The following is a 16,271-nucleotide window of genomic DNA, read 5'->3' as shown; positions in this document are numbered from 1 at the left end:
GTGCGGGGACCCCACCACCCACAGCAATCGCACACACCAATTTCCTGGGAGCTGAATTCAGTGGCTGACGAGGTACAACTCCGCGACTACCTCAAGAGGGCCATCGCCGACGCCCGCGATGCCCGCAAGCGGCTGCGCGAGGTCGAGGACCAGGCGCGGGAGCCGATCGCCATCGTCTCCATGGCGTGCCGCTACCCGGGTGGTGTGTCCTCGCCCGAGGACCTGTGGAAGCTGGTGGTCGACGGGGCCGACACCGTCTCCGAGTTGCCCGACGACCGCGGCTGGGACCTGGAGGCTTTGATCGACCCGGATCCCGACAGCGCGGGTACCTCTTACACGAATGAGGGTGGCTTCGTACGGGGGGCCGGGCTCTTCGACGCGGGGTTCTTCGGGATCTCGCCGCGTGAGGCGCTGGCGATGGACCCCCAGCAGCGGTTGCTGCTGGAGACCTCCTGGGAGGTGCTGGAGGGCGCCGGCATCGATCCGGTCTCGCTGAAGGGCACCGATGTCGGGGTGTTCTCCGGTGTGTCCAACCAGGGTTACGGAACCGGTGGCGGAGCGGTCGCGCCGGAGCTGGAGGCTTTCGCGGGCGCGGCGACGGCGTCGAGTGTGGCGTCGGGCCGTGTGTCGTACGTATTCGGTTTCGAGGGTCCTGCGGTGTCGGTGGACACCGGGTGTTCTTCGTCGCTGGTGGCGATGCACCTGGCCGCGCAGGCGCTGCGGCAGGGCGACTGCTCGATGGCGCTGGCCAGCGGTGCGATGGTGATGGCGACGCCCGGCACCTTCATGGCGTTCTCGCGTCAGCGGGGCCTGGCTGCCGACGGACGGTGCAAGGCGTACGCGGACGGCGCGGACGGCATGGGGCTGTCCGAGGGCGTGGGCGTGGTGCTGCTGGAGCGGCTGTCGGTGGCGCGCGAGCGCGGGCACCGCGTGCTGGCCGTGATACGCGGCAGTGCGCTGAACCAGGACGGTGCGTCGAACGGCCTGACCGCGCCCAACGGTCCCTCGCAGCAGCGGGTCATCCGCAAGGCGCTGGCCAACGCCGGGCTCTCCCCGTCCGATGTCGACGCGGTCGAGGGTCACGGAACCGGGACGACCTTGGGCGACCCGATCGAGGCGCAGGCGCTGCTGGCCACCTACGGGCGGGGCCGGGACCCGGAGCAGCCGCTGTGGCTGGGTTCGTCGAAGTCGAACCTCGGTCATACGCAGGCTGCTGCGGGTGTGGCCGGTGTGATCAAGATGGTGCAGGCAATGCGGCACGGGTTGCTCCCGGCAACCCTGCACGTGGACACGCCCTCGACTCAGGTGGACTGGTCGGCGGGTGCGGTGGAGCTGCTGACCGAAGCCCGGGACTGGCCGCGTAACGGCCGTCCGCGCCGGGCCGGTGTCTCCTCCTTCGGTATCAGCGGTACGAACGCGCACCTGATCTTGGAAGAGGCGCCCGAGGAGCCGGTGCCGGCAGCCGAAGAGGCGGAGTCCGTCTCGACGGCGGCGGCGCCTGCGGGTGTGGTGCCGTTGGTGGTCTCGGCGCGGAGTACCGGTTCCCTGGCGGGTCAGGCGGAGCGCCTCGCGGCGTTCGTCGAGCGCGCCGATGGGGTGTCGCTGGCGGACGTGGCCGGGGCGCTGGTGTCGGAGCGTTCGGTCTTCGGTGACCGCGCGGTGGTCGTCGCCGGCTCGGATCAGGAGGCACTGGCAGGGCTGCAGGCGCTGGCACGGGGCGAGAACCTGCCTGGTGTGGTGTCCGGGAGCGCGGCTGGTTCGGGTGCGCTGGGCAAGGTCGTGTGGGTGTTCCCGGGTCAGGGTTCGCAGTGGGCGGGCATGGGCCGTGAACTGATGGATTCCTCGCCGGTGTTCGCGGAGCGGATCGCGGAGTGTGCGGCTGCTCTGGAGCCGTGGGCGGACTGGTCGCTGATCGATGTGCTTCGTGGCGATGTCGAGCCTGAGCTGATGGAGCGGGTCGACGTACTGCAGCCGGCGAGTTTCGCGGTGATGGTCGGTCTGGCGGCGGTGTGGTCGTCCGTGGGTGTGAAGCCGGACGCGGTGCTGGGTCACTCTCAGGGTGAGATCGCGGCCGCGTGTGTGTCCGGTGCGCTGTCGCTTCCGGATGCGGCGTGTGTGGTGGCGCTGCGCAGTCAGGTGATCGCGTCGGAGCTTGCGGGCCGTGGCGGTATGGCGTCGGTCGCGCTGAGCGTGGACGAGGCGGTCGCGCGGATCCAGCCGTGGGCGGACCGTGTCGAGGTCGCAGCGATCAACGGCCCTTCGTCGGTCGTCATCGCCGGTGACGCGCAGGCGCTGGACGAGGCGCTGGAGGCGCTGTCGGGCGAGGGTGTCCGGGTGCGTCGGGTCGCGGTGGACTACGCCTCGCACACCCGTCATGTGGAGGACATCCGGGCCACGCTGGCCGAGGCATTGGCCGGGGTTGGCGCTCTGGCGCCGACGGTGCCGTTCTATTCGACGGTCACCGGTACGTGGGTCGAGGACGCCGATGTCCTGGACGGCGGGTACTGGTACCGGAACCTGCGTGCGCAGGTGGGCTTCGGTCCGGCGGTGGTGGCGCTGCTCGAGCAGGGTCATGGGGTGTTCGTGGAGGTCAGTGCCCATCCTGTGCTGGTCCAGCCGATCACCGAGACCGTCGACAGCACCGAGACCGGTGCTGTGGTGACGGGTTCGCTGCGGCGTGAGGACGGCGGTCTGCGACGGCTGCTGGCCTCGATGGCCGAGCTGTTCGTCCGCGGTGTCGCGGTGGACTGGAGCGCCGTGCTGCCGGAGACGGCGGCGCGAGTGGACCTGCCGACCTACGCCTTCGACCACCAGCACTACTGGCTCCAGCCGGCCGAGTCGGCCACCGACGCGGCCTCGCTGGGACTCGTCGGGTCCGATCACCCGCTGTTGGGCGCAGCGGTGCAGCTGCCGCAGTCCGACGGCCTGGTCTTCACCTCGAGGCTGTCGCTGCGAACGCACCCCTGGCTGGCCGATCACACGGTCGGCGGCGCGGTGATCGTCCCCGGCGCGGTGTACGTCGATCTCGCGGTGCGCGCCGGCGACGAGTTCGGCAATGGTGCCCTGGAAGAACTCGTGATCGAGACGCCGCTGGTGGTGCCCGAGCACGGAGGCGTACGCGTACAGATCGCGGTCGGCGGTCCGGGTGAGAACGGCTCGCGGCCCGTCGAGGTCTACTCCCAGCTCGAGGACGCTGCCGGGGCGGACGTGTGGACGCGGCATGCCACCGGTGTGCTGTCGGAATCGGCCCACGCGGGTGGCTCCGGTACCGGGTTCGACTTCGCCGCCTGGCCGCCTGCCGGTGCGCAGCCGGTCGAGGCCGGGGACTTCTACGCCGGTCTGGTCGAGCGTGGCTACGCGTACGGTCCGGCGTTCCAGGGCGTGCGGGCGGTGTGGCTGCGTGGCGAGGAGGTCTTCGCCGAGGTCGCCCTGTCCGAGGAGCAGCGCAAGGAGGCCGGCAGGTTCGGTATCCACCCGGCGCTGCTGGACGCTGCGCTTCAGGCGGGCACGGCAGCGGAGGAATCCGGGCAGCCGGTGCGGCAGCCGCTGGACTGGAACGGGCTGGTGCTGCACGCCGTGGGTGCCTCGGCGCTGCGGGTGCGGCTGGCCCCGGTCGGCGCGGACGCGCTGTCGGTAGAGGCTGCCGACGAGACCGGTGGCCTGGTCCTGACGATGGACTCGGTGGTGTCCCGGGCGGTGTCCGTCGACCAGTTGGAGACGGCGGTCGCCGATTCGCTGTTCGGGGTGGAGTGGACCGAGCTGTCCCCGGGTCAGGGTGTGGAGCCCTCGCCGTCGTGGGTGCCGGTGTCCGCCGCTGACGATGTGTCGGCTCTGGCCGAGAGCGTCGGCGTGCCGGCGGTCGCTGTCCTGGAGGCGGTCGGCGCTGACGGCGAGGACGCGGTCCTGGCGTTGACCACCCGGGTGCTGGAGGTCGTGCAGGCGTGGCTGGCCGGGACCGGGCTGGAGGAGTCGCGGCTGGTCGTCGCGACGCGTGGCGCGGTTCCCGCCGGCGCCGACGGCGCGGTGACCGATCCGGCCGGATCGGCGGTGTGGGGTCTGGTGCGTGCCGCTCAGGTCGAAAACCCCGACCGGATCGTCCTGATCGACACCGATCCCGCCGCCGAAGGCAATCTCGAGCTCGTTCTGAGTTCGGTGCTGGCCAGCGGCGAGCCGCAGGTCGCGGTGCGCGGAACGGCCCTCTCCGTCCCCCGGCTCGTCCGGGCCGGCGGTGAAGTCCCGGACGCTCCCGCGGTGTTCGGACCGGAAGGCACCGTCCTGGTCTCGGGTGCCGGCGCGTTGGGTGCCCTGGTGGCCCGTCACCTGGTCACCCGGCACGGCGTGCGCAGTCTGGTGCTGGCCAGCCGGAAGGGCCCCGATGCCGAAGGTATGGCGGACCTGGTCGCCGAGCTGACCGAGCAGGGTGCCGGGGTGTCGGCAGTGGCCTGTGACGTGTCCGACCGGGCCCAGGTCGAGTCCCTGCTGGCCTCGGTCCCGGCCGAGCACCCCCTGGCCGGTGTCGTACACACCGCGGGTGTGCTGGATGACGGTGTGATCGCGGCGCAGACCCCGGAGCGGCTGGCGAGGGTGTTCGCGCCCAAGGTGGACGCGGTACGGCACCTCGACGAGCTGACCCGCGGCATGGACCTCGACGCGTTCATCGTGTTCTCGTCCGCCTCGGGCGTGTTCGGATCGGCCGGTCAGGGCAACTACGGCGCGGCGAACGCCTTCCTCGACGGGCTGATGGCCGGCCGCCGCGCGGCGGGCCTGCCCGGGCAGTCGCTCGCCTGGGGTCTGTGGGAGCAGGCCACCGGCATGACCGCTCACCTGGGCGGGGCCGACCAGGCGCGGGCGAGCCGCGGTGGTGTGCAGGCGATGACGGCAGCGGAGGGCATGGAGCTGTTCGATGCCGCTGCGGCGTCCGGGGAGGCGCTGCTGGTGCCGGTCAACCTGGACCTGCGGACGCTGCGCACGCAGGCCGCGGCCGGTGCGGGAGTCCCGCACCTGATGCGGGGCCTGGTACGGGCCGGCCGTCAGGTTGCGCAGGCGGCATCCGCCACGGACGGCGGGCTGGTCGGTCGCCTGGCCGGACTCACCGTGGCGGAGCAGGAGGCACTGCTCCTCGACGTGGTGCGTACTCAGGTCGCGGTCGTGCTCGGGCATGCCGGGCCGGAAAGCGTCCGGGCGGAGATGGCGTTCAAGGACACCGGGTTCGACTCGCTCACGTCGGTGGAACTGCGCAACCGGCTGCGCGAGGCGACCGGTCTGAAGCTGCCGGCCACGCTGGTCTTCGACTACCCCACCCCGCTGGCCATCGCCAGGTACCTGCGCGACGAGCTCGGTACCAGCGATGACGTGCTTTCTCGTGTGAACGCGAAGATCGAAGACGTTGAGTCGCTGATCACTGGATTGCGCCTCGACCAGAAATCCACTATCGCGCTGCGCCTTCAGGGTTTGGTGGCCAGGTGCAACGGAGTGCTCGAGGCGGCGGACGCCTCCACGGTGGCGGAGCAGCTGGAATCCGCGTCCGCCGATGAAATCTTCGACTTCATCGATGGTGAATTCGGGCTCATCTGAAACCCAGTTCAAGGCTTTGCGGTTCCATCAAATCTTCGTAAGGACTAAAGAATGGCCACGGACGAAAAACTCCTCAAGTACCTCAAGCGCGTCACGACCGAGTTGCACACCCTGCGTCAGCAGGGCTCATCCCATGCCGATGAGCCGATCGCGATCGTCGGAATGGCGTGCCGGTTCCCGGGTGGCGTGACGGGGCCGGAGGACTTGTGGCGCTTGGTGTCCGAGGGCCGGGACGCGATGTCGTCCTTCCCCGAAGACCGTGGATGGGACTTGGAGGGTCTGTTCGACCCGGACCCCGACCACGCGGGTACCTCTTACACCGATCAGGGTGGGTTCCTTCAGGGTGCGGGGCGCTTCGACGCGGGGTTCTTCGGAATTTCCCCGCGCGAGGCGGTGGTGATGGATCCGCAGCAGCGCCTGCTGCTGGAGACCTCGTGGGAGGCGCTCGAGGGCGCCGGTATCGACCCGGTCTCGCTGAAGGGCACCGATGTCGGCGTGTTCTCCGGGGTGTTCACCCAGGGATACGGGGCCGGTGTCGGTGCGATTCCGCCGGAGCTGGAGGGCTTCGCGGGCACGGGCGGGGCGTCGAGCGTGGCGTCGGGCCGGGTGTCGTACGTACTCGGCCTCGAGGGCCCGGCGGTCACGGTGGACACCGCGTGTTCGTCCTCGCTGGTGACGATGCACCTGGCCGCGCAGGCCCTGCGCCAGGGCGAGTGCTCGATGGCGCTCGCCGGCGGCGCGACGGTCATGGCGACGCCCGGCACCTTCGTGGCGTTCTCCCGGCAGCGGGTACTGGCCGGCGACGGACGCTGCAGGGCGTTCGCGGACGGCGCGGACGGCACGGGCTGGGCCGAGGGCGTCGGAGTGCTGGTGCTGGAGCGGCTGTCGGTGGCGCGCGAGCGCGGGCACCAGGTGCTGGCGGTGCTGCGCAGCAGCGCCGTGAACCAGGACGGCGCTTCCAATGGCCTGACCGCGCCGAACGGTCCCTCGCAGCAGCGGGTGATCCGCAAGGCGCTGGCCAACGCAGGGCTGGTCGCGGCGGATGTGGATGTGGTGGAGGCCCACGGGACCGGTACGGCCCTGGGTGACCCGATCGAGGCGCAGGCGCTGCTGGCGACCTACGGCCAGGGCCGGGAGCCGGAGCAGCCGTTGTGGCTGGGCTCGCTGAAGTCGAACATCGGTCACACGCAGGCCGCCGCGGGTGTGGCCGGTGTGATCAAGATGGTGCAGGCGATCCGGCACGGCGTCATGCCCCCCACGCTGCACGTGGAGAAGCCCACGACGCAGGTGGACTGGACCGAGGGCGCCGTCGAGCTGCTGACCGAGGCGCGCGAGTGGCCGCAGAACGGCCGTCCGCGCCGCGCCGGTGTGTCCTCGTTCGGTGTCAGTGGCACGAACGCGCACGTGATTCTGGAAGAGGCGCCCGCCGAGGAGGCGGAGTCCGTCCCGGCCGAGTCGGCTCCTGCGGGTGTGGTGCCGTTGGTGGTGTCGGCGCGGAGCGCCGGTTCCCTGGCCGGTCAGGCCGGGCGCCTGGCTTCGTACCTGGAGACTGCCGCCGACGAGGTGTCGCTGGCGGGCGTGGCGGGCGCGCTGGTGTCGGGCCGTGCCCTGCTGGGCGAGCGCGCGGTGGTCGTGGGCGGCTCGGACCAGGAGGCGCTGGCCGGGCTGCAGGCGCTGGCACGGGGCGAGAGCGCGCCCGGTGTGGTGTCCGGCAGCGCGGCCGTTTCCGGTGCGCCGGACAAGGTCGTGTGGGTGTTCCCGGGCCAGGGCTCGCAGCGCGTGGGCATGGGCCAGGAGCTGTACGACCGGTACCCGGTGTTCGCGCAGGCACTGGACGAGGCGTGCGAGCAGCTGGACGCGCGTCTGGCCGGGTGGGTCGACCACCCGGTACGCGACGTGGTGCTGGGCCGAGTGCCCGGCAGCGCCGAACTCCTCAACCAGACGGTGTTCACGCAGGCGGGCCTGTTCGCCGTGGAGAGCGCACTGTTCCGGCTGGTGGAGTCCTGGGGCGTGCGGCCGGACGTGGTGATCGGCCACTCGGTCGGCGAGATCACCGCCGCGTACGCGGCGGGCGCGCTGTCGCTGCAGGACGCGGCGCGGGTGGTCGCGGCCCGGGGCCGGCTGATGCAGGCGCTGCCGCCCGGCGGGGCGATGGTCGCGGTGGCGGCGACCGAGGAAGAGGTCGCCGGGCTGCTGGGCGAGGGCGTGGAGATCGCGGCGGTCAACGGCCCGTCCTCGGTGGTCCTCTCCGGTGAGGAGGCGGTGGTCCTCACCGCGGCCGACCGGATGCGGGAGCGGGGACACAAGACGAAGCGGCTGGCGGTCTCGCACGCGTTCCATTCGCTGCGGATGGAGCCGATGCTGGCCGAGTTCGCCGCGGAGCTGACCGGGGTCGCGTGGCAGACGCCGGCGATTCCGGTGGTCTCGAACGTGACCGGGCGGCTGGCCGAGCCCGGTGAGCTCGCCGACCCGCAGTACTGGGCCGGGCACGTGCGCCGGCCGGTGCGGTTCGCCGAGGGGATCGCGGCCGCGGTGGAATACGGCGGCACGCTGTTCGTCGAACTGGGTCCGGGGGCGGCCCTGACCGGCCTGGTGGAGGAGACGGCCACCGCCGCGGACGCCGAGGTGGCATGCATCGCCGCCCTGCGCGACGGCCGCCCGGAGGAGCAGACGCTGCTGACTTCGGTGGCCGAGCTGTTCGTCCGCGGTGTGGCCGTGGACTGGAGCGGTGTGCTGCCGCGGACGGCGGGGCCCGCGTGGGCGGACCTGCCGACGTACGCCTTCGACCACCAGCACTACTGGCTCGAGCCGGCCGGGCAGGCGACGGACGCCGCCTCGTTGGGACAGACGACCGCCGATCATCCGCTGCTGGGCGCCGTGGTGCGGCTGCCGCAGTCGGACGGGCTGGTCTTCACCTCGAGGCTGTCGCTGCGGACGCACCCCTGGCTGGCCGATCACAGGGTCGGCGGTGTCGTGCTCGTCGCGGGCACCGGGCTCGTGGAGCTGTCCGTACGGGCCGGTGACGAGGTCGGGTGCGGGGTCCTGGAAGAGCTCGTGATCGAAGCGCCGCTGGTGGTGCCCGAGCACGGCGGCGTACGGGTACTGGTCGCGGTCGGCAGTGCGGGCGCGAACGGCTCGCGCACGGTGGACGTGTACTCCCAGCGCGAGGACCTGATCGACGACGGCGGCGCGGATACGTGGGCGCGGCACGCCACCGGCATGCTGTCGGCCACCTCCCAGGCCGGTGGCAGCGGGACCGGGTTCGACTTCACCGCCTGGCCGCCGGCCGGTGCGCAGCCGGTCGAGGTCGGGGACTTCTACGCCGGCCTGGTCGAGAGTGGTTACGGCTACGGTCCGGTGTTCCAGGGCTTGCGCGCGGTGTGGCGGCGCGGCGAGGAACTCTTCGCCGAGGCCTCCCTGCCCGAGGAGCACCGCAAGGAAGCCGCCAGGTACGGCATCCACCCCGCGCTGCTGGACGCTGCCCTGCACACCGGCATGTTCGGCGCTGCGACGGGCACGACGGGCGAGGAATCCGGGCGGCCGGTGCTGCCGTTCGCGTGGAACGGGCTGGAGCTGCACGCCGCGGGTGCCACGGCGCTGCGGGTGCGCATGGCGCCCGGCGGGCCCGGTGCCGTGTCGCTGACGGCGGCGGACGAGGCAGGTGGCCTGGTCGTGACGCTGGACTCGCTGGTGTCCCGGCCGGTGTCGGCCGAGCAGCTGGAGACGGCGGCGGACACCGTGACCGCCAACTCGCTGTTCCAGGTGGAGTGGACCGAACTGCCCGCGGTTCAGGGGTCGGAGCCGTCGCCGTCGTGGGCGCCGGTGTCCGTCGCCGATGACGTGGTGGCTCTGGCCGAGGGCGCGGAAGTCCCCGCGGTGGCGCTCCTGGAGGCCGTGGGCAGCGCTGACGGCGAGAACGCGGTCCTGGCCCTGTCCTCCCGGGTGCTGGAGGTCGTACAGGCGTGGCTGGCCGGGACCGGGCTGGAGGAGTCGCGGCTGGTCGTGGTGACCCGTGGCGCGGTGCCTGCCGGTGACGGCGCGGTGAGCGACCCGGCCGGTTCGGCGGTGTGGGGTCTGGTGCGTGCCGCCCAGGCCGAGAACCCCGAGCGGATCATCCTGATCGACGCCGATCCCACCGGCGAAGGCGATGTGGAGCCGGTGCTGGGCGCGGTGCTGGCCAGTGGCGAGCCGCAGGTCGCGGCCCGCGGCACGGTGCTGTCGGTTCCCCGGCTCGCGCGCACCGCCGCTCAGACCCCGGACGCTCCGGTGGTGTTCGGACCGGAAGGCACGGTCCTGGTGACCGGCGCCGGTTCGTTGGGCGCCCTGGTGGCCCGTCATCTGGTCATCCGGCACGGTGTACGGAGTCTGGTGCTGGCCAGCCGTCGCGGTGCGGATGCCGAGGGCATGGCGGACCTGGTCGCCGAGCTGACCGAGCAGGGTGCCGCGGTGTCCGTGGCGGCCTGTGACGTGTCCGACCGGGCCCAGGTGCAGTCCCTGCTGGCCTCGGTCCCGGCCGAGCACCCCCTGACCGGTGTGGTGCACACCGCGGGTGTGCTGGATGACGGTGTGATCGCGGCGCAGACCCCGGAGCGGCTGGCGAGGGTGTTCGCGCCGAAGGTGGACGCGGTGCGCCACCTCGACGAGCTGACCCGCGGCATGGACCTCGACGCGTTCGTCGTGTTCTCGTCCGCCTCGGGCGTGTTCGGATCGGCCGGTCAGGGCAACTACGGCGCGGCGAACGCCTTCCTGGACGGGCTGGTGGCCGGCCGTCGCGCGGCGGGCCTGCCGGGTCTGTCGCTGGCCTGGGGCCTGTGGGAGCAGATCAACGGCATGACCGCCCACCTCAGCGGCGCCGACCAGGCGCGTATGAACCGCGGTGGTGTGCAGGCGATATCCGCCGTGGAGGGCATGGAACTGTTCGATGCCGCTGTGGCGTCCGGGCAGGCGCTGGTGGTGCCGGTCAAGCTGGACCTGCGCAGCGTGCGAGCCGACGCGGCGGCCGGTGCGGGAGTGCCGCCCCTGATGCGGGGCCTGGTACGAGCGGGCCGGCAGCTGGCGCGGGCGGCGTCCGCCGGGGAAGGCGGGCTGGTCCGTCGCCTGGCCGGGCTCAGCGCGGCGGAGCAGGAGGCACTGCTCCTCGACCTGGTGCGTGCGCAGGTCGCGCTCGTCCTCGGGCACACCGGGCCGGGCGGGGTCGGGGCGGAGACGGCGTTCAAGGACGCCGGGTTCGACTCGCTCATCTCCGTGGAACTGCGCAACCGGCTCCGTGAGGAGACCGGTCTGAAGCTTCCGGCCACGCTGGTCTTCGACTACCCGACCCCGCTGGCGCTCGCCCGCTACCTGCGCGACGAGCTCGGAGACACGGTGGCCGACGCCCCTGCCTCGGCTGTGGCCGTCGTCGCCGATCCCGACGAGCCGATCGCGATCGTCGGGATGGCCTGCCGGCTGCCGGGCGGTGTCACGGATCCCGAGGGTCTGTGGCGGCTGGTGTCCGAGGGCCGTGAGGGCATGTCGGCCTTCCCGGACGACCGTGGCTGGGACCTGGACGGTCTTTTCGATTCGGACCCCGAGAGCACGGGCACCTCGTACACCACTCAGGGCGGCTTCCTGCGCGGGGCAGGGCTCTTCGACCCGGTGTTCTTCGGGATCTCGCCGCGCGAGGCGCTGGCGATGGACCCCCAGCAGCGTGTGCTGCTGGAGACCTCCTGGGAGGCCATGGAGCAGGCCGGCATCGACCCGGCCTCGATGAAGGGCACCGACGTCGGAGTGTTCTCCGGCGTATCCAGCCAGGGCTACGGGGCGGGCGCCGGCGAGGCGCCGGAGCTGGAGGGCTTCGCGGCCACGGCCTCGGCGGCGAGTGTGGCGTCCGGCCGTGTGTCGTACGTATTCGGTTTCGAGGGCCCGGCGGTCACCATCGACACCGCCTGTTCGTCCTCGCTGGTGGCGATGCACCTGGCCGCGCAGGCGCTGCGCCAGGGCGAGTGCTCGATGGCACTCGCGGGCGGCGCGACGGTGATGGCGTCCCCCGGCACCTTCGTGGAGTTCTCCCGGCAGCGCGGCCTGGCCCGTGACGGGCGCTGCAAGTCCTACGCCGACGGCGCCGACGGCACCGGTTGGGCCGAGGGCGTGGGCGTGGTGGCGTTGGAGCGGTTGTCGGTGGCGCGTGAGCGTGGTCACCGGGTGCTGGCGGTGCTCCGTGGCAGTGCGGTGAACCAGGACGGTGCGTCGAACGGTCTGACGGCGCCGAACGGTCCCTCGCAGCAGCGGGTGATCCGCAGGGCCCTGGACAGCGCCGGGCTTTCCCCGTCCGATGTGGACGTGGTGGAGGGTCACGGAACCGGTACGGCCCTGGGTGACCCGATCGAGGCGCAGGCGCTCCTCGCGACCTACGGGCGGGACCGGAACCCGGAGCAGCCGCTGTGGTTGGGTTCGCTCAAGTCCAACATCGGTCATTCGCAGGCGGCTGCCGGCGTGGCCAGTGTGATCAAGATGGTGCAGGCGCTGCGCCACGGCGTCATGCCTCCCACGCTGCACGTGGACGAGCCCACGAGCCAGGTGGACTGGTCGGCGGGTGCCGTCGAGCTGCTGACCGAGGCCCGTGAGTGGCCGCAGAACGGCCATCCGCGCCGGGCCGGCGTCTCCTCGTTCGGAATCAGCGGGACGAACGCGCACCTGATCCTGGAAGAGGCGCCCGCCGAGTCGGCGGAGCCCGTTTCCGAAGAGCAGGCGCCCGCTGGTGCGGTGCCGTTGGTGATCTCCGCGCGCAGCGCCGGTTCGCTCTCGCGTCAGGCCGGGCGGCTCGCGGAATTCGTCGAGGGCGCCGACGGGGTGTCGTTGGCGGGTGTGGCCGGAGCTCTGGTGTCGGACCGCGCGGTCTTCGGTGAGCGTGCGGTGATCGTGGCCGGCTCGGATCAGGAGGCTCTGTCCGGGCTGGAGGCGCTGGCTCGGGGCGAGAGCACGGCTGGTGTCGTGTCCGGCAGTGCCGGTTCGGGTACGCCGGGCAAGGTCGTGTGGGTGTTCCCGGGTCAGGGCTCGCAGTGGTCCGGCATGGGCCGTGAACTGCTCGACTCCTCCCCGGTCTTCGCGGAGCGGATCGCGGAATGCGCCGCCGCCCTGGAGCCGTGGGTCGACTGGTCGCTGATCGACGTACTGCGCGGCGAGACCGAACCCGAGCTCATCGAGCGGGTCGACGTACTGCAGCCGGCCAGCTTCGCCGTGATGGTGGGCCTGGCGGCGGTGTGGTCGTCCCTGGGCGTCAAGCCGGACGCCGTACTCGGCCACTCTCAGGGTGAGATCGCCGCCGCCTGTGTGGCGGGTGGGCTCTCGCTGGAGGACGCGGCGCGCGTCGTGGCACAGCGCAGCCAGGTGATCGCGTCGGAGCTGGCCGGCCGTGGTGGTATGGCGTCGGTCGCCCTGTCCGAGGACGAGGCGGTCGCGCGGATCCAGCCGTGGGCGGACCGGGTCGAGGTGGCCGCGGTCAACGGGCCGTCCTCCGTAGTGATCGCCGGTGACGCGCAGGCGCTGGACGAGGCCCTGGAGGCCCTGTCCGCCGAGGGTGTCCGGGTGCGTCGGGTCGCGGTGGATTACGCCTCGCACACGCGGCACGTGGAGGACATCCGCGACGCGCTCGCCGAGGAGCTGGCCGGGGTCGGCGCCCTGGCGCCGAACGTACCGTTCTATTCGACGGTCACCGGTACCTGGGTCGAGGACGCCGACGTCCTGGACGGCGAGTACTGGTACCGCAACCTGCGGGGCCAGGTGGGCTTCGGCCCGGCCGTGGCCGCCCTGCTCGAGCAGGGCCACCGGGTGTTCGTCGAGGTCAGCGCCCACCCGGTGCTGGTCCAGCCGATCACCGAGACCGCCGACGACACCGACACCGACGCGGTGGTGACCGGTTCGCTGCGGCGTGAGGACGGCGGTCCGCGACGGCTGCTGGCCTCGATGGCCGAGCTGTTCGTCCGCGGTGTGGCCGTCGACTGGAGTGCGGTCCTGCCGCAGACGGCGACGTCTGGGCGCGTGGACCTGCCGACGTACGCCTTCGACCACCAGCACTACTGGCTCCAGCCGGCCGGGCAGCCGACCGACGCGACCTCGCTGGGCCTTGCCGGGGCCGATCACCCGATGCTGGGCGCCGTGGTGCAGCTGCCGCATTCCGACGGGTTCATCTTCACCTCCCGCCTGGCACTGCGCACGCACCCGTGGCTGGCCGACCACCGCGTCCGCGGTGTGGTGCTCGTCCCGGGCACCGGTCTGGTGGAGCTCGCGGTACGCGCCGGCGACGAGGCCGGATGCGGCGTCCTGGAAGAACTCGTGATCGAGGCGCCGCTGGTGGTGCCCGAGCACGGCGGCGTACGCGTCCAGGTCGTGGTCGGCGGACCGCGTGAGAACGGCTCGCGCACGGTGGACGTGTACTCCCAGCGCGAGGACGCCACCGGCCAGGGCGGCACGGACACATGGACCCGGCACGCCACCGGCATGCTGGCCGTCACGGTCCGGGCGAACGGCAGCGGCACCGGGTTCGACTTCGCTGCCTGGCCGCCGGCCGGCGCGAAGCAGGTGGACATCAGCAGCGGCTACGGCCAGCTCGCCGAGGTGGGGTACGGGTACGGCCCCGCGTTCAAGGGCGTGCAGGCGGTATGGCGGCGAGGCGAGGAACTCTTCGCCGAGGTCGCCCTGCCCGAGGAGCACCGCAAGGAGGCCGAGAAGTTCGGCATCCACCCCGCACTGCTGGACGCGGCCCTGCACTCGGCGATGCTCACCGCTGCCGCGGCGGCCGCCGATGGCAACATCGAGGGTGAAGAGGACGACCAGGAGCTGCAACTGCCGTTCGCATGGAACGGGCTGGAGCTGTACGCGGCCGGTGCCTCGGTGCTGCGCGTGCGCATCGCACGCAACGAGGACGACGCGATGTCGTTCCAGGCGGCGGACGAGACCGGCGGCCTGGTCGTGACGATGGACTCGCTGGTGGGCCGCGTGGTGTCCACCGAGCAGCTGGAGACGGCTGCGGGCACGCCGGGCGCCGACGCGTTGTTCCAGGTGAAGTGGAACGAGCTGCCCCTGACTCAGGGAACGGAACCCGCGCCTTCATGGGTGGCGGTGACCACCGCCGAACAGGTGGCGACGCTGGCCGACGATGTGGAATCGGGCGCGGTGGCACCGGCGATGGCGGTCATGGAAGCCGTCGGCGGCAGCACCGAGGGCGAGGACGCGGTGCTGGGCCTCGCCTGCCAGGTGCTGGAGGTCGTGCAGTGCTGGCTGGCAGGGACCGGGCTGGAGGAGTCGCGGCTGGTGGTCGCGACCCGAGGCGCGGTACCCGCCGGTGACGGCGCGGTGACCGACCCGGCCGGAGCGGCGGTATGGGGTCTGGTGCGTGCAGCCCAGGCCGAGAACCCCGACCGCATCATCCTGCTGGACACCGACCCCGCTGCCGAAGGCGATGTGGAACAGGCGCTGGCAGCGGTACTGGCCAGCGGCGAGCCGCAGGTCGCGGTGCGCGGCAGGGCCCTCTCCGTACCCCGGCTCGCCCGGGTCGCCGATCAAGCCCCGGACGTTCCGGCGGTGTTCGGGCCGGAGGGAACCGTCCTCGTCTCGGGCGCAGGTTCGCTGGGCGGCCTGGTGGCCCGCCATCTGGTCTCGCGGCACGGCGTACGGCATCTGATGCTGGCCAGCCGCCGTGGTCCGGACGCCGAGGGCATGGCGGAACTGGTCGCCGAGCTCACCGAGCAGGGCGCTGCGGTGTCGGCGGTGGCCTGTGACGTGTCCGACCGCGCCCAGGTGGAGGCCCTGCTGGCCTCCGTGCCGGCCGAGCACCGCCTGACCGGTGTCGTGCACACCGCAGGTGTGACCGATGACGGCGTGATCGGGATGCTGACTCCGGAGCGGCTGGCGAGGGTGTTCGCACCCAAGGTGGACGCGGTGCGGCACCTCGACGAGCTGACCCGGGGCCTGGACCTCGACGCCTTCGTCGTCTACTCCTCCGTCTCGGCGGTCTTCATGGGCGCCGGCAGCGGTAGTTACGCGGCGGCGAACGCCTTCCTGGACGGCCTGATGGCCGGCCGCCGGGCGGCGGGCCTGCCGGGTCTGTCGCTGGCCTGGGGCCTGTGGGAGCAGACCAACGGCATGGCGGAACACATCGACGACCTCACCAGGAACCGGATGAACCGGCGTGGCGGCCTGCTGCCGATCACCCCGGCGGAGGGCATGGAACTGTTCGACGCCGCCGTGGGCTCCGGCCACGCGCTGCTGGTACCGGTCAAGCTGGACCTGCGGACGCTGCGCACCCAGGCCGCGGCAGGCGGGGGAGTCCCGCATCTGCTGCGCGGCCTGGTACGGGCGGGCCGGCAGCAGGTGCAGGCCGCGGGCGCGAGCGAGGATCCCCGCCAGCTGTCCGAAAGGCTGGCCGGACTGTCCGCCGCCGATCAGGCGAAGGTCCTGCTCGACCTGGTGCGGGCCCAGGTGGCCGCCGTTCTGGGCTACAGCCCGACGTACCACTTCGACGCGGACCAGGGGCTCTTCGAGATCGGCTTCGACTCCCTGACCGCCATCGAGCTCCGTAACCGGCTGCGCAACATCACCGAGACGAAGCTCTCCCCCAACCTCGTCTTCGACTACCCGACGCCAGGACTGCTCGCCGGGTACCTGCACGAGCTGATGTGCGGCGACGAGGCCGCGCGTCCCGTAGCGATCTCCGTCTGAAA

The 16,271-nt window shown here is 72.1% G+C and carries 2 protein-coding genes; both read left to right on the top strand.

Annotation, left to right across the window (positions count from 1 at the left end; translation table 11 throughout):
* Nucleotides 1-5,574, top strand: a complete 5,574-nt coding sequence (locus OHA89_RS10765; RefSeq protein ID WP_406366010.1) for an SDR family NAD(P)-dependent oxidoreductase — start codon at nt 1-3, stop codon at nt 5,572-5,574.
* Between the two features lie 51 nt (nt 5,575-5,625).
* Entirely contained in the window at nt 5,626-16,269 is a 10,644-nt protein-coding gene (locus OHA89_RS10760) for a type I polyketide synthase (protein ID WP_406366009.1), read from the top strand.
* Nucleotides 16,270-16,271: the final 2 nt, after the last annotated feature.

It is taken from the genome of Streptomyces sp. NBC_01546 (genome assembly GCF_045208355.1).
GTDB lineage: Bacteria > Actinomycetota > Actinomycetes > Streptomycetales > Streptomycetaceae > Streptomyces.
Note: the sequence above shows the minus strand (reverse complement) of the source record. Positions and strands in the feature narration are given on the sequence as shown.